This is a genomic window from Kineosporia babensis (assembly GCF_021129305.1).
Lineage (GTDB): Bacteria > Actinomycetota > Actinomycetes > Actinomycetales > Kineosporiaceae > Kineosporia > Kineosporia babensis.
The window spans coordinates 94,244-114,957 of the sequence record NZ_JAJOMB010000028.1 but is presented as its reverse complement, the minus strand read 5'-3'; the positions used below and the strand labels follow the sequence as shown (position 1 = coordinate 114,957).

20 protein-coding genes are annotated in these 20,714 nt (G+C 69.4%); 15 read left to right on the top strand and 5 right to left on the bottom strand.

Going from position 1 to position 20,714, the window contains the following annotated elements; all coding sequences use genetic code 11:
* Positions 1–49: 49 nt before the first annotated feature.
* The 6 genes from LR394_RS35950 to LR394_RS35925 all read left to right on the top strand — a co-directional run bounded on the left by LR394_RS35950 (position 50) and on the right by LR394_RS35925 (position 9,576).
* Complete coding sequence (locus tag LR394_RS35950; RefSeq protein WP_231449157.1) at positions 50–790, top strand: SDR family NAD(P)-dependent oxidoreductase; 741 nt, start codon at positions 50–52, stop codon at positions 788–790.
* A 119-nt stretch (positions 791–909) separates the two neighbouring features.
* Positions 910–1,440, top strand: a complete 531-nt coding sequence (locus LR394_RS35945; protein WP_231449156.1) for a hypothetical protein — start codon at positions 910–912, stop codon at positions 1,438–1,440.
* Positions 1,437–1,991, top strand: coding sequence for a hypothetical protein (locus LR394_RS35940; protein ID WP_231449155.1), 555 nt, complete (start codon positions 1,437–1,439; stop codon positions 1,989–1,991). The genes LR394_RS35945 and LR394_RS35940 overlap by 4 nt, the downstream gene beginning before the upstream one ends.
* 146 nt (positions 1,992–2,137) lie before the next feature.
* Positions 2,138–7,609 carry an ATP-binding protein gene (locus tag LR394_RS35935; protein WP_231449154.1) on the top strand — a complete coding sequence of 1,824 codons (5,472 nt, stop codon included), beginning with the start codon at positions 2,138–2,140 and terminating at the stop codon, positions 7,607–7,609.
* A gap of 143 nt (positions 7,610–7,752) precedes the next feature.
* The gene (locus LR394_RS35930; RefSeq protein WP_231449153.1) at positions 7,753–8,310 is read left to right on the top strand and encodes a dihydrofolate reductase family protein; all 558 of its coding nucleotides are present in this window, start codon (positions 7,753–7,755) and stop codon (positions 8,308–8,310) included.
* Positions 8,311–8,352: 42 nt separating this feature from the next.
* Entirely contained in the window at positions 8,353–9,576 is a 1,224-nt protein-coding gene (locus tag LR394_RS35925) for an MFS transporter (RefSeq protein ID WP_231449152.1), read from the top strand.
* Here LR394_RS35925 and LR394_RS35920 read toward each other — a convergent pair.
* Complete coding sequence (locus LR394_RS35920) at positions 9,524–10,138, bottom strand: NADPH-dependent F420 reductase (protein WP_231449151.1); 615 nt, start codon at positions 10,136–10,138, stop codon at positions 9,524–9,526. The two genes, LR394_RS35925 and LR394_RS35920, sit on opposite strands and share 53 nt — an antisense overlap.
* Positions 10,139–10,201: 63 nt before the next feature.
* Between LR394_RS35920 and LR394_RS35915 the strand changes: the two genes are divergently transcribed.
* From LR394_RS35915 to LR394_RS35890, 6 genes are all read left to right on the top strand, one after another.
* Complete coding sequence (locus LR394_RS35915) at positions 10,202–10,561, top strand: winged helix-turn-helix transcriptional regulator (protein WP_231449150.1); 360 nt, start codon at positions 10,202–10,204, stop codon at positions 10,559–10,561.
* Between the two features lie 106 nt (positions 10,562–10,667).
* A complete protein-coding gene (locus LR394_RS35910) occupies positions 10,668–10,922 on the top strand; it encodes a hypothetical protein (RefSeq protein WP_231449149.1) in 255 nt (84 codons plus the stop codon).
* A gap of 138 nt (positions 10,923–11,060) precedes the next feature.
* Positions 11,061–11,612, top strand: a complete 552-nt coding sequence (locus LR394_RS35905; protein WP_231449148.1) for a toxin glutamine deamidase domain-containing protein — start codon at positions 11,061–11,063, stop codon at positions 11,610–11,612.
* Positions 11,612–11,848: a hypothetical protein gene (locus tag LR394_RS35900; RefSeq protein WP_231449147.1), complete on the top strand. Its 237-nt coding sequence runs from the start codon at positions 11,612–11,614 to the stop codon at positions 11,846–11,848. Before LR394_RS35905 ends, LR394_RS35900 begins: the two co-directional genes overlap by 1 nt.
* A 54-nt stretch (positions 11,849–11,902) precedes the next feature.
* Entirely contained in the window at positions 11,903–12,469 is a 567-nt protein-coding gene (locus LR394_RS35895) for a TetR/AcrR family transcriptional regulator (RefSeq protein ID WP_231449146.1), read from the top strand.
* 38 nt (positions 12,470–12,507) lie between these two features.
* A complete protein-coding gene (locus tag LR394_RS35890) occupies positions 12,508–13,716 on the top strand; it encodes an MFS transporter (RefSeq protein ID WP_231449145.1) in 1,209 nt (402 codons plus the stop codon).
* Positions 13,717–13,728: 12 nt separating this feature from the next.
* On the opposite strand, the gene LR394_RS35885 is transcribed toward LR394_RS35890, so the two are convergent.
* Together LR394_RS35885 and LR394_RS35880 are read right to left on the bottom strand one after the other, a co-directional pair.
* Positions 13,729–15,468 (bottom strand): thiamine pyrophosphate-binding protein, encoded by a 1,740-nt coding sequence (locus LR394_RS35885; RefSeq protein ID WP_231449177.1) that lies wholly within the window; start codon positions 15,466–15,468, stop codon positions 13,729–13,731.
* On the bottom strand, positions 15,468–16,238 hold the full coding sequence (locus tag LR394_RS35880) for a cyclase family protein (RefSeq protein ID WP_231449144.1): 771 nt from the start codon (positions 16,236–16,238) through the stop codon (positions 15,468–15,470). Before LR394_RS35880 ends, LR394_RS35885 begins: the two co-directional genes overlap by 1 nt.
* 184 nt (positions 16,239–16,422) lie before the next feature.
* On the opposite strand from LR394_RS35880, the gene LR394_RS35875 reads away from it, so the two are divergent.
* Positions 16,423–16,908 (top strand): flavodoxin family protein, encoded by a 486-nt coding sequence (locus tag LR394_RS35875; RefSeq protein WP_231449143.1) that lies wholly within the window; start codon positions 16,423–16,425, stop codon positions 16,906–16,908.
* Between the two features lies 1 nt (position 16,909).
* Here the strand turns inward: LR394_RS35875 and LR394_RS35870 are convergent, their stop codons facing one another.
* Positions 16,910–17,779 carry a DMT family transporter gene (locus LR394_RS35870; RefSeq protein WP_231449142.1) on the bottom strand — a complete coding sequence of 290 codons (870 nt, stop codon included), beginning with the start codon at positions 17,777–17,779 and terminating at the stop codon, positions 16,910–16,912.
* Between the two features lie 57 nt (positions 17,780–17,836).
* Between LR394_RS35870 and LR394_RS35865 the strand changes: the two genes are divergently transcribed.
* Both LR394_RS35865 and LR394_RS35860 read left to right on the top strand, forming a co-directional pair.
* Positions 17,837–18,445, top strand: a complete 609-nt coding sequence (locus LR394_RS35865) for a TetR/AcrR family transcriptional regulator (RefSeq protein ID WP_231449141.1) — start codon at positions 17,837–17,839, stop codon at positions 18,443–18,445.
* 150 nt (positions 18,446–18,595) lie between these two features.
* Entirely contained in the window at positions 18,596–19,552 is a 957-nt protein-coding gene (locus LR394_RS35860) for a LysR family transcriptional regulator (protein WP_231449140.1), read from the top strand.
* Here LR394_RS35860 and LR394_RS35855 read toward each other — a convergent pair.
* On the bottom strand, positions 19,536–20,714 hold the full coding sequence (locus tag LR394_RS35855) for a vWA domain-containing protein (protein ID WP_231449139.1): 1,179 nt from the start codon (positions 20,712–20,714) through the stop codon (positions 19,536–19,538). The genes LR394_RS35860 and LR394_RS35855 overlap by 17 nt on opposite strands.

Here is a 20,714-nt window from a genome sequence, read left to right as displayed (position 1 = left end):
ATGTCTGGACGAACGTTCAGGTTACGCCGATGCTGCGGAGGCTGCCGGGATGCTGCTCGAGGGTAGGACCGCGTTGGTGACGGGGGCGGGCGGGGGCATCGGCCGGGCGGTGGTGGCCCGGCTGGAGCGGGAAGGGGCCACCGTGCTGGCGGCCGATCTGGTTTCGGGGACACTGCGTTTGGACGTCACCGCGGAGGACGAGGTGCGTGCGGTGACGCAGCAGTTGGACGCTCTTGACATCCTGGTCAATGCGGCCGGGATCGAACTGGAGAAGACGATCGAGGAGACGTCGCTTCAGGAGTGGAACCACTCGTTCGCGGTGAATGTAACCGGCACGTTCCTGATGTCCAAGTACGCCCTGCCGGCCCTGCGCCGGGCGGTCGCGGCCGGAACCGGGGCCTCGGTGATCAATTTCGGCTCCTACGACGGGTTCATCGCCGATCCGCGGCTGGCCGCCTACTGCGCCACCAAGGGGGCGGTGCACGCGCTGACCCGGGCGATGGCGGTCGACCACGGTCCGGAGGGGATCAGGGTCAACGCGGTCTGCCCCGGGTTCATCGACACCCCGATGCTGCAGAGCTTCTTCGACAGCGTGGGGCGTAAAGGCTGGAGCCGGGAGCAGGCGGAAGAAGCTGCGCGCAACGCCCATCCGCTGCGCCGCTACGGCACTCCGGACGATGTTGCCAATCTGGTGACCTGGCTGGCCTCCGACGAGGCCCGCTACGCCTCCGGCCAGCTCTGGGTGCTCGACGGCGGCCTCTCCGCCCAGGTGCAGCAGATGCGGTTGTGAAAGGGGCGGCGTGGTGGCTGACTGACCGGTGGGTAGGTGGGATGGTGACGGAAGCAGCTGCTGGGCAATGATCTTCGGGCCCGGCGGAGCTTCCCCATGCATCCAGCACCGAGAAGGCCATGATCAAATCCACGCCCACCCGGCGGACCGCGTTACGTCTGGGCACGGTCACCGCCGCCGCCTCCGGCCTGGTCACCACCAGCGGTACCGGTGCCCTCGCCGCCCCACCTCCGCAGCGCAGGTGGCCCGCCCCCGTCCGTACCTGGGTGTTCAAGGAATCCACGTACTACGAGGGCCACCGCGCGATCCGTCTGCACCGGCTGTACCGGGCCGGCCGCCGGTTCTACACCGCTCACGCGGGTGAGGCCGCCTACGCCCTGGAGAACAGCGGGTACGAGGAGGAGCAACCGGTCTGGGTGATCCCGGTGACCGACCCGACCGAGGCCCCGGCCCGCTCGGTCCAGCTCATGCGGTTGTGGAACGAACGCCGGGGGCTGCAGCTGCGCACGATCAGCCGGCCGGTGGCCGAGCAGGCGATGCGGCACGGGTACGAACTGCAGGTCGAGCATCCGGCGCCGTACGTGTTCACCGCCAAGGTCACCGAGGCGGCCGCGCCGTACCAGTTCAGCGACGTCTGGCAGCCGCTGTGAGCCTGGCCCGCCGAAGCCTGCTCGGACTACCCTCGGCGAGAGGTGGTCTGTCCTCGACGGGAGCCGACCACCTCTACACCACGAACCTCGCCGAGAAACGCACCGCGATCGTCCGTGGTTACCGGGACGAGACCGAGGCGACATCACCGATCTACGTGTTCCCGCGTCCGTTGCTTCATGCCGGGGTGCACGCCGTACCCCTGCACCGGCTGTACCACCCGCAGGCCCAGGACCACCTGTACACCACCGACCCGGTCGAGGTGCGGCGCTCGATCCAGCGGCTGGGCTACCGGGACGAACTACGCTTTGACTCGCTGTGGGTGCTCCCGGGCGGCCGGACTCCGGACAGCGTCCGCCTGCTGCGGCTGTGGCATCCGGAACGGCAGGACCATCTGTACACCACCGACCAGGCCGAGGCCGATCACGCTGTGCAGCAACTGGGCTACCGACGCCGGCCGTTCGCCCCGCGGCCCGAGCCGGACGTGCTGATCGCCCCGTCCTTGGCCGAAGGCATCACCGCGGTCCGGCTACACCGTCTCTACCGTGAGTGATTTTGTAGGAAGGCTACAAAGGCGAGCCCGGTGTCCACCCCCTCGCGCACATGGCGCGCGGCCTCCATCCCGGTAAGAGTAAGACGCTGGACGATCTGACTGTCGAGATCGTCCTTGCTCATGAGGTGTCTGGGAGGACTTCACCGGTGTTCAGTCGTGTCGCCATCGTCAACCGTGGAGAGGCCGCGATGCGGCTCATCCACGCCGTCCGCGATCTGGCCGCCGAGAGCGGGGCGCGGATCGAGACGGTCGCGCTGTACACCGACGCCGACCGCAACGCGACGTTCGTGCGCGAGGCCGACATCGCGTACAACCTCGGCCCGGCCTCGGCCCGCCCGTACCTGAACCTGGCCCTGCTGGAGCAGGCCCTGACCGAGACCGGGGCCGACGCGGCCTGGGTCGGCTGGGGCTTCGTGGCCGAGGACCCGGCGTTCGCCGAGCTGTGCGAGAAGATCGGCATCACCTTTGTCGGCCCGAGCGCCGAGGCGATGCGGCGGCTCGGCGACAAGATCGGCGCCAAGCTGATCGCCGAGGAGGTCGGCGTCCCGGTCGCCCCCTGGAGCGGCGGCGCGCTGGAGTCGCTGGAGCACGCGCTGGCCACCGGAGAGCGGCTGGGCTACCCCCTGATGCTGAAGGCGACCGCTGGTGGTGGCGGGCGCGGTATCCGTAAGGTCGCCAACGGCGCCGAACTGACCGAGGCCTACCAGCGCACCAGCGACGAGGCGCTGCGGGCGTTCGGCTCGGGCGTGCTGTTCCTGGAGAGCCTGGTCACCGGCGCCCGGCACGTCGAGGTCCAGGTGATCGCCGACGGTCAGGGCACGGCCTGGGCCCTGGGGGTACGGGACTGCTCGGTGCAGCGGCGCAACCAGAAGGTGATCGAGGAGTCGGCCTCGGCCGTGCTCTCGGCGGAACAGACCCTTGAACTCAAGGCCTCGGCGGAGCGCCTGGCTGTCAAGGTTGGCTACCGCGGCGCCTGCACGGTCGAGTTCCTGTACCAGCCGGCCGAGAAGCTCTTCGCCTTCCTCGAGGTCAACACCCGGCTGCAGGTCGAGCACCCGATCACCGAGATCACCACCGGCACCGACCTGGTGCGCCTGCAGCTGCAGGTGGCCGAGGGCGGCCGGCTGGAGGGTTCCGCGCCGGCCGAGATCGGCCACGCGGTGGAGGCCCGGCTGAACGCCGAGGACCCCGACCGGGACTTCGCCCCGGCGCCCGGCCGGATCGCCCGCCTGCTGCTGCCGGCCGGCCCCGGCATCCGGGTGGACACCGGGGTCAGCGAGGGCGACACCATCCCGGCCGACTTCGACTCGATGATCGCCAAGATCATCGCCCACGGCCGCGACCGCGAGCAGGCCCTGGCCCGCCTGCGCCGGGCGATGGCCGAGACGGTGGTGATCATCGAGGGTGGCTCGACCAACAAGAGTTTCGTGATCGACCTGCTCGACCAGCCCGAGGTGATCGACGCCAGCGCCGACACCGGCTGGATCGACCGGGTGCGGGGCGAGGGCCGGCTGGTCGCCCAGCGGCACTCCGCGGTCGCCCTGGCCGCTGCGGCGATCGAGGCCTACCAGAGCGAGGAGGCGGTCAGCCGGCAGCGTCTGCTGACCACCGCGCACGGTGGCCGTCCGCAGGTGCAGCACGATTCGGGACGCCCGCTGGACCTGAAGCTGCGGGGCGTCGGTTACCGGGTGGCGGTGGCGCGTACCGGGGCCACCCGTTTCCAGGTTGGGATCTCGGGCGGCGGCGACGTGCACCCGGCCGAGGTCAGCATCGAGCGTTTCGACGCCCACAGCAGCCGGATCGTGGTCAACGGCGAGCGTTTCCGCCTGGTCACCGCCACCCACGGCCCGATCCACCTGGTCGAGGTGGACGGGGTGGCGCACCGGATCAGCCTGGACGAGGGTGGCGTGGTGCGCTCGCCCGCGCCGGCCCTGGTGGTGGCCACGCCGGTCGCGGTCGGCGACGAGATCGACTCCGGCGCACCGATTCTGGTGCTCGAGAGCATGAAGATGGAGACGGTGCTCCGGGCGCCGTTCCGGGCCCGGGTGCGCGAGCTGCCGGTGTCGGTGGGCAGCCAGGTCGAGACCGGTGCCGCGCTGATGCGCCTGGAGCCGCTGTCCGACTCCGCCGAAGAGGCTCAGGCCGAGCCCGCGGTGGCTGAGATCGACCTGCCCGCCGAGCTTTCCGGCCATTCGGCGCAGGAGCGGGCCGATCGCGCGCTGCGCGATCTGCGCAGTCTGCTGCTGGGCTTCGACGTCACCCCGGCCGACGGCCCGGCGGTGCTCAAGGAGTACCTGGCCGCCCGCGCCGAGATCGCCGACCGCCCGCTGCCGGCCGAGATCGAACTGCTCACCGTGTTCGCCGACCTGTCCGAGCTGAGCCGCAACCGGCCCCAGACCGGGGTCGAGGTGCAGGCCAGCAGCCTGGTCCACAGCCCGCGCGAGTACCTGCACAGCTACCTGCAGAGCCTGGACGTGGAGCGGGCCGGGGTGAGCCCGGTCTTCCAGGCCCGGCTGACCCAGGTGCTCGGCTACTACGACGTCACCGACCTGGAGCGCACCCCCGAGCTGGAGGCCGCGGTCTTCCGTATCTTCCTGGCCCAGCAACGGCTTTCGTCGTCGGCCACGGTGATCTCCGGTCTGCTGCGGGAGTGGCTGGCCGGGTCGGCGCCGGACAAGGAGCTGGGGGAGCGGGCCGGTACGGCGCTGCGCCACCTGGTCGAGGCCACCCAGGTGCGCTACCCCGCGGTGTCGGACCTGGCCCGGGGCGTGGTGTTCCGCTGGTTCACCCAGCCCCTGTTCCGCCGTAACCGCGCCACCGTCTACGCCGCCGTCAGCGAGGACCTGCGCTACCTCGACCGGATGCCCGACGCCCCCGACCGGCCCGAGCGGATCCAGGCCATGGTGGCCGGGCCCGAGCCGCTGGTCCGGCTGATCGGCCGACGCATCGGCCGGGACGGTGTCGACCACAGTGCGCTGCTGGAAGTGCTCACCCGCCGCTACTACGGCAACCGTGGTCTGGTCGGCGCAGTTGTAACGAAGGACGTCGGTGGGCGCCGCTTCGTCACGGCGGAGCACACCGGTCCGGAGCGTCGTTCCACGGTCGTCACCACGGTGGCCGACCTGGAAACCCTGCCGGACGCGCTGAGCGGCGTGTTCGGCCTGGCCGCCGACGAGGCCGAGCGCGGCCTGGTCGCCGACCTGTACGTGGCCTGGGACGAACTGCCCGAGACCGACGCCATCGCCGCGCGCCTGGCCGAAATCCTCACCGCGCAGGAAGTTCCGGCTGCGGTGCGGCGGATCACGGTGACCATCGCCGGTCGCGCCGGGGCCGTGATGCACCACCACTTCACCTTCCGGCCCTCGGCCGAGGGGCTGGTGGAGGACCGCCTGATCCGCGGCCTGCACCCGCAGATCGCCCAGCGTCTGCAGCTGCAGCGGCTGCGCGAGTTCCACCTCACCCGGCTGCCCTCGGCCGACGAGGAGATCTACCTCTACAAGGCGGTCGCGCACAGCAACCCGGCCGACGAGCGGCTCTTCGTGATGGGCCAGGTGCGCGACCTGACCCCGCAGCGCGAGGCCGACGGCAAACTGATCGCCCTGCCCAACGTCGAGGCCGCGATCATCAACGCGGTCGACGCGATCCGGGCCGCGCAGACCCGGGCCCCGCAGAACCGGCGGCTGGCCACCAACCGGATCATGATGTACGTCTGGCCGGTCACCGACCTGACCGACCCGGAACTCGGCATGCTGGTCAAGCGGGTGCTGCCGGCCGTGGTCGGGGCCGGGCTGGAAGAGGTCCGGTTCATCGCCCGGCGCCGCAACGAGGCCGGCGAGCTGGCCGACATCGAGGTGCGGATCATCCCGGCGCCCGGTGGCCGCGGGGCCGAGCTGGAGGTCGGCGAGCCCTCCACCGAGCCGGTGCAGCCGCTGGACGACTACCGGCAGAAGGTGCTGCGGGCCGCCGCCCGCGGCAACGTGTACCCGTACGAACTCACCGGCATGCTCGGCGCCTTCACCGAGCACGACCTGGCCGACGGCAAGCTGGTCCCGGTCGACCGGGACCCGGGCGGCAACACCGCCGGGATCGTGGCCGGGGTGGTCACCACGCCGACCGAGCGGCACCCGCAGGGTGTCACCCGGGTGCTGCTGCTCGGTGACCCGACCAAGGCCCTGGGCTCGCTGTCCGAGCCCGAGTGCGCCCGGGTGATCGCGGCGATCGACCTGGCCGAGCAGATGCAGGTGCCGCTGGAGTGGTACTCGCTCTCGGCCGGCGCCAAGATCTCGATGACCTCCGGCAGCGAGAACCTGGACTGGGTGGCCGCCGCGCTGAAGCGGATCGTCCAGTTCACCCAGGCCGGCGGCGAGATCAACATCGTGGTGGCCGGGATCAACGTGGGTGCCCAGCCGTACTGGAACGCCGAGGCCACCATGCTGATGCACACCAAGGGCATCCTGGTGATGACCCCGGACTCGGCCATGGTGCTCACCGGCAAGCAGGCGCTGGACTTCTCCGGCGGGGTCTCGGCCGAGGACAACTTCGGCATCGGCGGTTACGACCGGGTGATGGGCCCCAACGGTCAGGCCCAGTACTGGGCGCCCGACCTGGGCGGCGCCCGCAACATCCTGATGGCGCACTACGACCACGCCTACATCGCCCCGGGCGAGTCCGGCCCGCGCGCAGTGCCCACCACCGACCCGGCCGACCGCGACATCCGTTCCTTCCCGCACCCTTCGGGCGAGGAGTTCGCCACGGTCGGCGAGATCTTCTCGGCGCAGCACAACCCCGACCGCAAGAAGCCGTTCGACATCCGCACGGTGATGCGCGCGCTGTCCGACCAGGACCACCCGGTGCTGGAGCGCTGGGCGGGCATGGCCGACGCCGACACCTCGGTGGTGCAGGACGCGCACATCGGCGGCCGCCCGGTCTGCCTGCTCGGGATCGAGTCCCGCTCGGTCGCCCGGCGCGGTTTCCCGCCCACCGACGGCCCGGACACCTACACCGCGGGAACGCTTTTCCCGCAGTCGTCGAAGAAGACCGCGCGGGCGATCAACGCCGCCTCGGGCAACCGCCCGCTGGTGGTGCTGGCCAACCTGTCCGGTTTCGACGGCTCGCCCGAGTCGATGCGCCGGCTGCAGCTGGAGTACGGCGCCGAGATCGGCCGCGCCATCGTCAACTTCGAGGGCCCGATCATCTTCACGGTGATCTCGCGGTACCACGGTGGGGCGTTCGTGGTCTTCTCCAAGCGGCTGAACCCGAACATGACCGTCCTGGCGCTGGAGGGCTCGTTCGCCTCGGTGCTGGGTGGTGCGCCCGCCGCCGCGGTGGTGTTCACCAGCGAGGTCAACAAGCGGACGACGAACGACCCGCGGGTCAGCGAACTGCAGGCCGAGCTCCTGGCCGCGAGTGCTCCGGACCGGGCGGCGGTGAACGGCCGCCTGGTCGAGGTGCAGGCCTCGGTCCGGGCCGAGAAGCTCGCCGAGGTGGCTGCGGAGTTCGACCAGGTGCACAGCATCCGCCGGGCGGTCGAGGTCGGCTCGGTCGACGCGATCGTCAGCGCTCAGGAGATGCGCCCGCGCATCATCGAGGCGATCGAGGCGGGCCTGTCCGGTCGCTGAACCGCCTGATCGAAGTGCCTGACTGAACTGCCTGACTGAACTGCCTGATGACGGACGCCGCCGCGAGTTGATCTCTCGCGGCGGCGTTTTCGTCGGCCGGGTCGGTCACGATGAGTTCCTGACCCGGCGGAAGTCAGTACTGCATGGCCAAGCTGATTTACTCGATGATCACCTCGCTCGACGGTTACGCCGAGGCGGCCGAGGGCGACCTCGGGCACGGCGCCGAGGACGAGGAGGTGCACACCTTCATCGGGGACCGGTTCCGTTTGGTGGGCACCTACCTGTACGGGCGGCGGATGTACGAAACGATGGTCTTCTGGGAGACGGCGGACCAAGCGCCCGAGGCGCCGCCGTTCGTGGTGGAGTTCGCCCGGGACTGGCAGGCTGCGCAGAAGGTCGTCTACTCGAGCACACTGGAGTCGGTGTCCAGCGCTCGAACGAGGCTCGAGCGGACCTTTGACGCCGAGGCGGTACGCCGGCTGAAGGACGAGTCGGAGCACGATCTGACGATTGACGGCCCTACCTTGGCGGCGCAGGCGATCCGGGCAGGACTGGTGGACGAGTACGTGCTGTTCACCACGACCAGTGTGGTCGGCGGGGGCAAGCGTTTCTTCCCGGAGGGTGTGCGGCTGGACCTGGAACTGGTGGAACAGCGCGCTTTCGCCAGCGGGCTGATCTACGCGTATTACCGCACGCGCTGAGCGTTTCTGCGGCTTCTGCCGTCCAGGCGGTAGAACTGTGCGATGCGGATGACGCTGGTGCGTTACCTGGTCGCAGCCACCCTCGCGCGCAGCGCAGATGCTGGTGCCCCAGTGGGATTCGTCCTGCTGGCGGCCACCGCCGCGGGCCTGGAGCGGCGGGAACTGGTGGGGGCGTTGCTGGTGACCTGCCTGATGCTGCCGCACCTGCTCGGGCCACTGGTCGGGCGGTGGCTGGACCGCTCCCGGGACGGTCGGCAGCTGATCGCGGCGGTCTGCGCCGGGTATGGGCTGCTGATCGCCGGGGCCGCGCTCGCGTTGGGGCACGCACCACTGACGCTGGTGTTCGCGCTGGTGGTGATCGCGGGCGCGGGCGGGCCACTGCTGACCGGTGGGCTGAGCAGCCGGCTGAGCGAACTGGCGGCACCGGATGAGCAGGCCCAGCGCCGGGCCCAGGGCCTGGACTCGCTGAGCTACGGGCTGGGCGGTACGGCCGGGGCAGCGCTGGTGGCGTTGCTGGCCACGTTCACCGGACCGCGCGCGTCGTTGCTGGTCCTGGCCTTCACCACGCTGATCGCGGCCGTGCTGATCCGTAGCCTGCCACCCGCTGGGAGCGCGGTTCCGGCCGATCAGGTGCTGCCCCTGCGTAACGCGTTGAGCCTGTTCACCGCGCCCGGTCCGCTGCGCCGGGTGATGGCAGCCATGCTGGTCACCGCCTTTCCCAGCGGGGCGGTGGCGGTGATCGCGGTTGCCCTGGCCGACGATCTGCAGGTCTCCGCCGGTACCGCGGGCCTGCTCACCGCAGTGTTCGGTCTGGGCTACCTGCTCGGTTCGCTGGTGCTGATCGCCTGGCCGTTGCCGGGCGAACCAGAAAACACCGTCGTCATAACGGTTTCGCTGGTCGGGGCGGCCTTCGCCCTGTGCGCCGGGGCACCGGGGTACCCGCTCGCCGTGATCGCCTTCCTGCTGCTGGGCGCGGCCAACGCCCCGTACTTCATCGCTACCCTGGCCGCCCGGTCCCGCTACTCGCCACCCGAGGCCCGCGCCCAGGTGTTCGTGACGATGGGCGCTTTGAAGGTGGGCTCTTCGGCCGGTGGTGCTGCGGCGGCGGGCGTGGCCATGGGCCTCGGACCGCGCACGCTGCTGGCCGCTGGTGCCGTCATGGTTCTGGCCAGTGCGCTGGGCATGATCCTGGAGCGCCGCCGCAGCACGCCGGTCAAGGACGGGCCGGAACGTGCGGAACTGCGTTGCGTGGATCAAGACCGCTGAACGCCAGGCCGATCACAAACCCCGCAACCTCTTCCAGTTGCCGCGCCCGGCTCAGCGGACCCAGGTGCGCAGGCACCCCGCCCGCGTCTGCGATCAAGGCGCCCACAACGTCCGTTGCTGGTGCACTGTCGCCGCACAAGGCCACCGTGACCTGGCTGCCGGTGCCCCATTCCGAAGCCGGGAACAGCGTGAAAGCCTTCACCACCTGCGCGCCCGGAGCCAGTTCGGCGATCTCCTGCGCCGCCGAGCGCCCAGGTTCCACCAGCACCACCCCTTCACCGTGCGCGACCGGATTCGTCGGGTCGATCAGCACCTTGCCGTCCAGATCGCACTGCACCGCGGCGAGTACGTCCTTCACCGCATCCCAGGTCACGGCCAGCAGCACCACCTCCTGGCCGGCGACCGCCTGCTCCAGACTCGTGGCCCGTGCCCCCAGCGAGGCGGCCAATGCGTCGGCCTTGGCCCGATCACGACCACCCACGGTCACATCGTGCCCGGCCCGCACCCAGACCGCCGCCAAAGCCGCGGCCAACGTCCCCGTACCCAGAATCCCGATTCTCATGTCCGGAACGCTAGGCAGCCGATACGCACCGATCGGTGCGCGCCCAGATGCCACCATGGCCCGATGAGCCAGGAGCACTGCGACGACTTCGTAGCCGACTGCCGCCTGCGCGCCGCCACCGAACTCTTCGCCCACACCTGGGACGTCGTGGTGGTGGCGGCCCTGCGCGACGGCCCGCTGCGCCGCCGCGAACTGCGCGCCCAGATCGGCGGAATCAGCGACAAGATGCTCACCCAGACCCTGCACCGCCTCACCGGCAACGGCCTGCTCACCCGCCTCGAAGGCCCCGGCCTGCGGATCGACTACCAGCTCACACCCCTGGGCCAGAGCCTGCTCGACGGCCCGCTGCAGGCCCTGGGCGCCTGGATCGACGAACACGGCGACGAACTCCTGGACCATGCTCCGGGCGAAGCGTTCGGTTAGCAAAGAAACGCTGACGAACCCAGAGTCGGGCTTCTCATCAGCTTACTGGTGGTGGTTGCGCCGTGCCGCTACTAAGCTTTGGCCGGATGCGGCGGAAGGCTGAACAATGACAGCTATCGACGGACTCGTCGAAAACATCAATGGTGTCAAGGGTCAATACGAAGTTGCTGTTGCCCAGCTCGTCTCAGTGATTGATTCCGTAGAAACAACGTCAGACGCTCTGGCTGAGGTGGGAGCCGATGGCCTGGCTGAGGTGGTGGTTCGGGTCAAGAACGCCCTGGAGACGGTCTCGGCCGACACCGCTGCCTTGGTCACCTCGTTGGAGAATGCTGTCAAAGTCCTTGACGGCGCCAGGTATTGAAGAGCAGACGGTTCCGGAAAAGCCTCAGACGGCCGGCAGCCGGCCAGTTCTGTTGTCACCCGTGGTGAACCGTATCCGTTCGTAGGGATCGACCGCGCTTACCTCGAGCCCGAGCGCTACATCTTCAATCTCGGCGACATGCGCGCTCTGGAACGCAAGGTGGAGGAGTGCGGTCGTGAGAACAGCGCTGAGTGGATCGGTGCTGTCAATCCCCGGTTGAATCAAGGGCCTGAGTTCAGGACCAACTGTGGCGACTGCTCGCGTGCCTTCGCCACCACCGTCCAGTCCGATCGGGTCGCGGCGGCCAGCGGGGATTCCCGACTGGGGGAGTCCCCGTCCGAGATGTGGGAGTGGACCGGGGTTCCCGTTGCCAACCACATTTCGCAGAGCGATCCCGAGGAACTGGACAACTTTCAGGACGAGGCCTACCAGCATGTTGCTGACCAGGTGAAGCAGCAGCCGGCCGGCACTGTGGCACTTGTCTGGGTGCGCTGGGAGGATCTCAAGGTCGGGGACCAGCGCATTGATCAGGGCGCGCACTGGTTCAACGCCGAGGTGACCGACCAGGGCCTGCGCTGGGCCGATGCGCAATGGGGTACCTATGCCGGCTGGCCGCCGGTCTACGGGACCCGGATTACGGCAATCGGTTCCCTTTACCGCCGACCAGGGGAGACACAATGGAGAACGTGATGGATCAGGACGAAGCTTTTCTGCTGGCGAACGAATGGGCCAAGGCGAACGGTTACCAGGCCACCTTCGATGTCGACGCACTGAAGGCCACCCGGGCCGGTGACAACGTCTGGGTTCTGACTCCCCACGGCGCGGCCAACACGGTTTTCGTGGTGACCGTCGACGACGTGCATGTCGTCCACCCGTCGGAGGGGAACCTGGCCGAGGTGCTGCGTGCCTGTGGTGTGGCCATGTAGCTGCCCCACGGAGTTGCTCTCCCGACGCCGTAGCCTGCTGGCATGCAGGCCGCCGTGAGTACGACCACCGACAAGCAGGAGCTCATTCTTGAGGCGGTGCTGCGGCTGCTGGGCCAGCAGGGCATCTCTGGGGTGAGTATTCGTGCGGTGGCCCGGGAGGCGGGGGTTGGTCTGGGGCTGGTGAACTATCACTACGCCGACAAGACCGGTCTGATTGCGGCGGCGTTGAACCGGATCGGCGAGCAGGATCTGACGCTGCTCGACGGCGAGGCCGAGCTCACCCCGGTCGAGCGGCTGCGGGCGGCGTTGCGGCGGGTGGCTGCGCCACGATACCTGACTACGGAACACCTTTCGCTCCGCCTGCAGCTGTGGTCTCTGGCCCAGGCCCACCCGGAGTACGAGCAGATCAACACCGCGGCGCAGAAGACCTATCGGGACCGCCTGGCCGTGCTCATCCGTGACGCCCGGCCTGAGCTCGGCCGGGCGGAGTGCGCGCGGCGGGCCGCCGACATCGACGTGCTGCAGAACGGGCTGTGGCTGACGGCTCTGCTCGGGCTGGACCGGGCCTCGGTGAAGCGCTGCGTGACGCGGTGCGAAGAGATCGCACTGGGCGAAAAATAGGTTCAAAACCCGCGAAGGCGACGTTACCCTCGTCCGTCGTGCCCAAAGTTCATCCGGCCCTGCTGCTGGCCCTGCTGATCGACGCACTGGGTTCGGGGATGTTCGGGCCGATCGTGCTGCTCTACTTCCACCTCGTCGCCGACCTCCCCTTGGCCCAGGTCGGCGCGCTGGCCAGTGCGGCCGCGGTCTGCGGGCTCGTGGTGCCGGCCTTTGCCGGGCCGCTGGCCGACCGCCTGTCGCCTCGCACCCTGGTCATCGCTGGTCAGGTGATCCAGGCCGTGGGGTTCGCCGGGTTCCTGGTGGCGCGGGAGCCGGCGCTGGTCTTCGCCTCGTTCGTGCTGACCGCGGCCGGGCTGCGGGTGTTCTGGTCCACGTACTTCACCATGCTCTCGGCCCTGCCTCTGCCCGCGGGCACCGGCCGGGAAAGGCTGTTCGCGGTCACCGGCATGGTCCAGGCCATCGGCTTCGGCCTCGGGGCCCTGGTCGGCGGACTGCTGGTGGCGCACGGCTCGACCGGGCTCTTCGAGGTCGCGCTGATCGTCAACGTGGCCTCGTACCTGATCTCGGTCGTCCTCCTGCTGCAGGTTCCGCTGCTGGCCCGCGTCGCCACCCAGGAACGTACGTCCGGCCTTCGGGTGCTGCTGCGGGACAAGGCTTTCCTGTGCCTGATCGGAGTCGACGCGGGCTTCGCGATCTGCAGCGACGCCCTGATGATCGGGCTGCCGATCGCGGTGAAGGAGGGCGGGATCGCGCACGTGGCGATGCTCGGTCCGGTGCTGGCGATGCTCACCTTCGTGATCGCCACGTCCCAGCTGTTCATGACCAAGCGGCTCGGCGGCATCCCCCGCACCCGCGCTCTGGCCGCGGCCGGTCTGATCTGGGCGGTCTGGGCCGCGCTGATGGCCCTGCTGCCGTTCGGCTCGCTGCTGCTGTCGTCGATCATGCTGGTGGCGCTGGCCCTGATCTGGGTGCTGGCCGAGATGATCCACGTACCGGTGGCCAACGCCCTGGCGGCCGACTCTGCTCCCGAACAGCACCGCGGCACCTACTTGGCGGCCTTCCAGTACGGCTTCGCCATCGCGAACATCGTTGTACCCGGCGCCTTCACCGCCTTGTTCGCGATCAACCACGCCGCTCCCTGGCTCGCCGTGGCGGGCTTGGCCACCGCGGCGGCCATCGGCATCACCGCAGTCGGCCGCATCCTCCCCACCGGTGCCGTCCAGCCGCAGGCTCTGGCTCAGCCCTAGCAAGCCGCAGCATCAGTGGCCCTTGAACGCCTCGGCCAGCCACCAGGCCCCGCCGTCACTCGCGATCTTGGCGTCGATCACCAGCACTCCGGTGGGCTGCTTGAGCCATTCGGCCACCAGCGCCAGATCGTCGAGTCCGCGTACGGTTACGCCTGTAGCACCGTAGCCGCGAGCTAGAGCGGCGAAATCGGTATCCGGGAAGGTGACTGCACCCAGATCGGTTTCGTCGCCGAAGTGATGTACCTCGGCTCCATACCCGGCGTCGTTGTAAACGACCACCACGAGAGCGATTCCGAGGCGTACCGCCGTCTCCAGTTCGGAAATGCCCATCAGGAAACCGCCGTCGCCGGTGCCCACCACCGCCAGCCGGGTGGGCTGAGCCAGGGCGGCGCCCAGCCCGCTGGCCAGGCCCAGCCCGATCGACTGGAACGCCTGAGTGAAGCAGAAGCCGTTCTCGTCGGGCACCCGTAGGTAGGCCGAGGGGTAGCCCATGAAGTTGCCGGAGTCGATCGCGACCACGCGCTCGGCCGGAAGCAGGCTGTCCAGAGCAGAACTGAGGACGCGCGGGTCGATCTGGGTGGTGGTGGACAGATCCGGCGTGGGGGTGTCGTTCCACCAACGACTTTGCTGCAGACGATCCGAAATTTGAGACGTCCGATAGCCCGGTTTGGTGCGCGGAAGGGCCTCGTTCAGGTCGAGCGCGGTGGCCTGGCAGTCACCGAGCACTCCCAGATCCACCGGGCGGTGGGCGCCCAGGGCAGCATGGTCGTCGTCGATCTGGACGACCTTGGCGTGGGCGCCGATCAGGGAGCCGTGCCGCATCGTCCACATGTTCAGAGCGCAGCCCCAGCCGATGATCAGATCGGCGTCGGAGATGAGTTCCGCGGTGAGCGGCGAGGAGAAACCGCCGGAGATGCCGAGGTCGAACTCTTCGTGGCGGAAGAGCCCGTTGGCCACGGCGGAGGTCGCGAGGAGAGCACCGGATTTGGCTGCGAGGGAGGCGATCTCGGGTCCTGCGTGGCGGGCGCCGCGACCGGCGACGAAGACGGGACGCTGGGCGGCGTCGAGTAGCGCGGCCAAGGCGAGGACCGCTTCGCGGGCTGGGCGGACCGGTAGTGGCGAAGAGGGGAGAGTCGGTCCGGCGTTGGGCGCAGCCGAACTCGCCGGTGCAGGCGATCCGGGGGATGCGTAACCCGAGGACGAGGGCGAACGCGGCCGGCCTGCACTCGAGTCGAGTGCGATGGGGGAAGGGTAAGGTGGCGCGGGGGCGGCCTGCACGTCGAGCGGAAGGCTGATCACGACGGTATGACGGCCTTCAACGGCGGTCCGGTAGGCCCGCGTGACGTCAGCAACTGCGCTGGACGCCGAATGTACCCGCTCAGCAACGGCGCCCACGCTCGTGACCAATGCGTCCTGGTCGATGCGAAAGTTCGACTGCACAGCCGAACCCGCGGTGTCGGCCGCCAGCACGATCAGCGGGGTCCGGCTCTTGGCCGCTTCGCCGATCCCGGTCATCGCGTTGGTCAGCCCGCAGCCCTGATGCACCGACAGAACCGCCGGCCGCCCCGAAAGGCGCGCGTAACCGTCTGCCATTGAGGCCGCGCCACCCTCGTGGCGGGCTGCCACGAACGGGACCCCACGCGTCCTCAAAGCGTTGGTGACGTGGAAGTTCCCGCTGCCGACCACGCCGAAGGCACGGCCGACGCCGAGGTCCGCGAGGACCTCGGCGACCAGCTCGGCGACTGAACCCATCACTTCGGCACGATGGCGAAAGCACGCGCGGGCGAGCCGGTTCCGCCCACGATCGGCAGTGGCGCGACCACCAGCAGGGCGCCGGTCCGCGGCAGGCGGTCCAGGTTCTGCAGCTGCGTCAGGCCGTACTTGTCGGCACCCAGCAGGTGGTAGTGCACCGGGAAAGCAGGCTCCATCCCACCGGCCTGGCCGGCGTCGATGCCCACGGTCTCGACCCCGAACCCGGAGATCGGCGACTTGGCCAGCCACTCGGCCCCGGCCACCGAAACTCCCGGCCAGTGCGCGCCGTTCTCGTCGGCGTTGGCGAAGGCCACCGGGTCGCCGCCGCGACTGCTCCAGCCCGTACGCAGCAGCAGCCAGGCGCCTTCCGGCAGCGGCCCGTGCTCGGCCACGTAGGCCTCGAGGTGGGCGGGCTCGAGCAGGAAGTCGGCGTCGGCAGTGGATTCGGCGGTGAAGTCCAGGATCACCGCCGGGCCGATCAGCCGGGCCGGGGAAATCTGGTCCACCGAAAGACCGTCGCGGCCGCTGGCCCAGTGCACCGGGGCGTCGAGGTGGGTGCCGGTGTGCTCGCCGGTGTGGATGTTGTTCCAGCCCCAGAACGGGCCGTCGTCGTCGAAGTCGCTGACCTTCTCCAGCGACATCGGGATGGTGTTGGCGAACGGCGGGGGCAGCTGCAGGATCGGGGTCTGCGGCGAGAGCGGGGCGGTGATGTCGATGATCTCGACCTCGCCCGAGGACAGAGCGGCCAGCAAGCCGTTGATGGCGGTCATGCGCGTGATCTTCCCGCCTGGCCTGCACGCACCGGTGGCGACGCGCCGGGTGGGGGAGCGGTGTATCCGGGACGAACTGTCCGTGTTCGGCGGGACCTCTGGACCTGTGGCGGATGTCCGGACAGCGCCAGGGTGAGTCATCGAAGACAGCCTGCCTCACGGCCCGGACTACGGAGCGAGCACAGTGAACGTCCTGATCGTCATCGAGACCTGCTTCGGCAACACCGCCCAGGTCGCCGAGGCCGTCACCAACGGGCTGACCTCGCGTGGGGCCACGGTTTCGGTGGTCAAGGCCCATGAGTGCAGGCCGGAGCACGTGCAGGGGGTGGATCTGCTGCTGGTCGGCGCGCCCACGCACAACCGGGGGCTGCCGGGTCCGGCCTCCCGTCGGCTCGCCGTGACGCAGGGGGCCAACCCGCCCGCGACCGGGGTGGCCGAGTGGCTGGAAGAGCTGCCCAAGTACGGGTACCAGGGCAAGGCGGCGGCGTTCGACAGCGTTTCCGGCACGACCTTCTGGAACGGCTCGGCGGCCAAGAAGATCCAGAAGAAGCTGGTGCGGGTGATCGACGACGTGGCCGAGCCCGAGAGCTTCCTGGTGGTCGCGGCCGAGGGTCCTTCCGCGGCGGGAGAACTGGAGCGGGCGGAGAAGTGGGGTGCCTCGCTGGTCTGAGTCAGCCGGGCCGTGCGGTCGAGGTGGTCCGGAGCAGGAACACTGCGCCGGCGCTGATCAGCAGCCCGAGCACGGTGGCGAGGCGAATCGGTTGGGCGAACATGGCGGCCGCCCAAACAGCGGTAGCGGCCGGGGTCAGGTAGAGCAAGGTGCTGGCCCGGGCTGCGCCGTCGCGGGTGGTCACCAGGTAGTAGAAGCCGTAGCCGCCGATCCCGGCCCCGACACCCCAGACCACGGCCGTCCAGAAACCCGTGGTCATGGGCGGGGCCAGGGTGCCGGCGCCGGCCGTGAAGACGGTGAAGAACGCAGCCGAGAACAGTGCCTGCACGGCCAGGGTCTGGGCCAGGAGTGGTGCGGGCCAGCGCTGTTGCAGCAGAGTTCCGGCGCTGAGGCTGAGCATCGCGCCCAGGGCCAGGACCAGCGCGAAGACCGTGACCCCCGCACCGAGATCTCCGACCGCGGTGAGTGCGACCCCGGCGGTTCCCAGGGCCAGCCCGGCCAGGTGGCTGACCTTCAGGCCCTTCGTGCTGAGGAAGACCACCAGCGCGGGCTGCAGCGAACCGATCAGAGCAGACGTTCCGGCCGGGATGCCCTCGTCCGCCGCCCAGAACACGCCACCCAGGTAGAAGCTCTGGCACAGCAGCGCCAGCACGCCCTGCCGGAGCCACTCCTGGCGGCCGAACTGCGCGAACGCCGGTAGCGCCCAGGGCAGCAGGACCACCGCAGTGAGCAGAAAACGCCAGGTCAGCGCGGTGTCCGGTCCGGCGTGACGAGCGCCCAGCTCCGCGCCGATGAAGCCCGAACTCCACGCCACCACCAAAGCGGACCCACGCAGCTGCGGGCCCGCAAGCGTCCCCAGTTTGTTCGCCATCCCTGGAGGTAACCACACCGGTCGGTATACTCGCAGTGCACCTACCTAGGAGGCCTTGTGCTGACCACGCTGGATTCGTCTACCCCCGAGGGGCTGCGACCGGTGCTGCAACCTCTGCCTACGTTGACCAGCGCGGGTACCCGTTTGCTGGAGGCCGCGGGGGAGCTGTTCTACAACAGGGGAGTGCGCGCGGTCGGGGTAGATCTGATCGCCGAGACGGCGGGGACTACGAAGAAGACACTGTACGACCGGTTCGGTTCCAAGGACGCGTTGGTGGCGCTGTACCTGCTGGACCGTGCGCACCAGTGGCGAAGTTTCCTCCTGGAGCGGATTGAGCTGCCGGCGTCGGCGCGGTCACCTGAGCACTCGGTGCTGGCTGTGTTCGATGCATTGGAGACGTGGATGGGCGGCCAGCTGCGTGGGTGCGCCTTTGTAAATGCGTACGCAGAACTCGGTGAGGGGGATCATCCCGCCGTGCCGGTGATCCGTGCGGAGAAGGCATGGATGCGGGCGTTGTTCGACGATCTCACCGGGGACAGTGCGGTGGGCGCGCACGTGCATCTGATCTACGAGGGGACGCTTGTGGTTCTCACTGCGGGCGGTGATGCTTCCGGGATGGTTGAGGCGCGTCGGGCGGTGCGAATCGCCCTGGCGTCGAACGGTTGATTTACCCCTGGTCTGACGCAAACGCGGATCAATAGGCGCTGAATGCCCGCAGGCGAGGTGGGGTAGGCATCTCTTGGCCGGGAAGCGCTGGGCCGGCCTGGGTTAGTTTGTCCGCAGCCCATCGGGGGACTCGCGGGGAGATGTCCGGTCGTGACGCCAACACAGCTGCGCGCGTTCGCCGCCATTGTGCGGCTCGGTTCCGTGAAGAAGGCGGCCGCCGACCTGGGCGTCAGCGAGGCTGCGGTGTCGGCGCACGTGGGCCAGCTCCGCAAGGAACTCGGCGACAAGCTCTTCACCCCGACCTCGGCCGGCCTGGCGTTCACACCGGGCGGGCTGCGCCTGGCCAGCCGCTCGGCCGAACTGCTGGGGCTGCAGGATCGCACTGTCCTGGAGGTGAGCCGGGCCAGCAGCGGACGGCGATTCCTGCGGGTGGCCGCCTCCAGCCTGTTCGCCGAATACGCCGCTCCCGGACTGCTCGAGCTGTTCGCCGGCCGGGCCAAGGACCTGGATGTCGAGCTCGGGGTGCACAGCCCGCGCGAGTTCGGCGAGATGCTGCTGACCCGGGCGGCGGACGTGGCGATCGGCCCGCAACCGCCCGGCCTGCACGAGGCGATCAGCCACCAGCCGTTCCTGAACTTCCAGGTGGCGCTGGTGGTCGGGGCGCAACATCCGCTCTGCGACCTGAAGCCGGCCCCGGCCCAGCTGCGCGAGCAGACCTGGTTGCTCGGGCCCTCGGCGATCGGCCGGATCGGCGTGGTGCCCGGCATGCTGCGGCGGTTGCGGGTGCCGGAGCCGAACCAGCAGATCTTCCAGAGCCATTCGGCCGCGCTGGAAGAGGTGAAACGCGGTAAAGGAGTGACCCTGGCCCTGGCTTTCGCGGTCGGGCAGGACATTGCCCGGGGTGATCTGGTCCGGCTGAATCATCACGTTGCGCCCGGCCAGGGCACCTGGAGTGTGATGTCGCTGACCGGTGCGGGCGCGGTGCCGGAGGCCGCTGAGCTGAGCCGTTTCGTGAGCACGCCCCGGGCTGCGCAGGCGATGCTGCGGGGTGCGGGCGTCACGGCCGGGCGCTTCCGGCCCTCGATTCATGTCACCCTCTGGAGCTGATCTCCGGAACCTCGGCGATCACCCGAGCCAGGGAGGCGAACGAACCGGCGGGAAGCAAGGCATGACAGTGCGGCAGTGCAGCTGCCATCGTCGCGACCTTCGGCTCGAAACCGGCTGCCTCGGCCCGGGGATTCAGCCAGATCACGCGATGGGCCCGGCGGCGCAGGCGGGCCATCGCGGCACTCATGGCCTCGGGCTGGTCGCTGTCCCAGCCGTCGCTGGCGATCAGTACCACCGCGCCCCGCAGGAGATTCCGGTGATGCGAACTGAGCAGAGCCTGAAGGCTGGTGGCGATCCGGGTTCCGCCGAAGCGATCGGCCACGGCCTCGTTGGCCCGCTCGAACGCTTCCTCGGCCGAACGGTGCTTCAGGACGCGGGTCAGCCGGGTCAGTTCGGTGGCGAAGGCGAACGCTTCGGCGTGGGTCCGGCGGACGAGCGCGCGCATCAGATGCAGGTAGGCCACCGACGGTGCTTGCATGGATTGGCTTACGTCGCAGAGCATCACGACGCGCCGGGGCTTGTCGCTCGGCCGGACCTTCACCAGGTGCACCGGTTCCCAGGCGGTGCGTTTGGCTTGCTCGATGGTGCGGCGTAGCGAGATGCGGTGCCCGGCATGATGCGGTTCGACGCGGCGGGAACGGCGGGTGGGCCAGCGCGTGATCGCATTCTCCAGCCAGGCGCCGAGCTGCCGTAGGTCGACTTCGCTGAGCTGTTCAAAGGGCTGTTCGGCCGACTCGCTCAGGTGGCTGGGTAACCGATGGGGGACGCGTTGGGGTGCGTCGGAGTTGTCGGCCTCGGCGATCGCGGGTGGCAGGGTTGCCCACGGCAGTCCGGAACCGTGCTCCTCGGAACCGTTCTGGCCTTGTACAGAGGCGTTCGCGCCTTGCTTCACCGGTGCCGAACGCCGGGCCGGGGGAGTGATCGCCAGGACGGCATCGTCGAACACGGCCGCGAAGACCCGGTCGAACACGGCCAGATCATCGTGCCGGCGGATCAGTGTGACTCGGGTGGTCCAATACAGCTCGGACCGCGAAAGGCTCGGTCGGAGAACGAGTACCCGTGACGCGTCCTCAATTGCAGTTAAGCCCACCGAGGCGCCTCGTGAGTGCAGACGAACGGCGAGGGACACCACGAAGGCCGCGGTGTCGACGCCCCGCAGCAT

Coding starts and splice junctions, on each gene's coding strand:
- LR394_RS35950 (WP_231449157.1), top strand. CDS start 50: ATGCTGCTCGAGGGTAGGACCGCGTTGGTGACGGGGGCGGGCGGGGGC.
- LR394_RS35945 (WP_231449156.1), top strand. CDS start 910: ATGATCAAATCCACGCCCACCCGGCGGACCGCGTTACGTCTGGGCACG.
- LR394_RS35930 (WP_231449153.1), top strand. CDS start 7,753: ATGGCCAAGCTGATTTACTCGATGATCACCTCGCTCGACGGTTACGCC.
- LR394_RS35925 (WP_231449152.1), top strand. CDS start 8,353: ATGCGGATGACGCTGGTGCGTTACCTGGTCGCAGCCACCCTCGCGCGC.
- LR394_RS35920 (WP_231449151.1), bottom strand. CDS start 10,138: ATGAGAATCGGGATTCTGGGTACGGGGACGTTGGCCGCGGCTTTGGCG.
- LR394_RS35915 (WP_231449150.1), top strand. CDS start 10,202: ATGAGCCAGGAGCACTGCGACGACTTCGTAGCCGACTGCCGCCTGCGC.
- LR394_RS35910 (WP_231449149.1), top strand. CDS start 10,668: ATGACAGCTATCGACGGACTCGTCGAAAACATCAATGGTGTCAAGGGT.
- LR394_RS35905 (WP_231449148.1), top strand. CDS start 11,061: ATGCGCGCTCTGGAACGCAAGGTGGAGGAGTGCGGTCGTGAGAACAGC.
- LR394_RS35900 (WP_231449147.1), top strand. CDS start 11,612: ATGGATCAGGACGAAGCTTTTCTGCTGGCGAACGAATGGGCCAAGGCG.
- LR394_RS35885 (WP_231449177.1), bottom strand. CDS start 15,468: ATGGGTTCAGTCGCCGAGCTGGTCGCCGAGGTCCTCGCGGACCTCGGC.
- LR394_RS35880 (WP_231449144.1), bottom strand. CDS start 16,238: ATGACCGCCATCAACGGCTTGCTGGCCGCTCTGTCCTCGGGCGAGGTC.
- LR394_RS35870 (WP_231449142.1), bottom strand. CDS start 17,779: ATGGCGAACAAACTGGGGACGCTTGCGGGCCCGCAGCTGCGTGGGTCC.
- LR394_RS35855 (WP_231449139.1), bottom strand. CDS start 20,714: ATGCTGCGGGGCGTCGACACCGCGGCCTTCGTGGTGTCCCTCGCCGTT.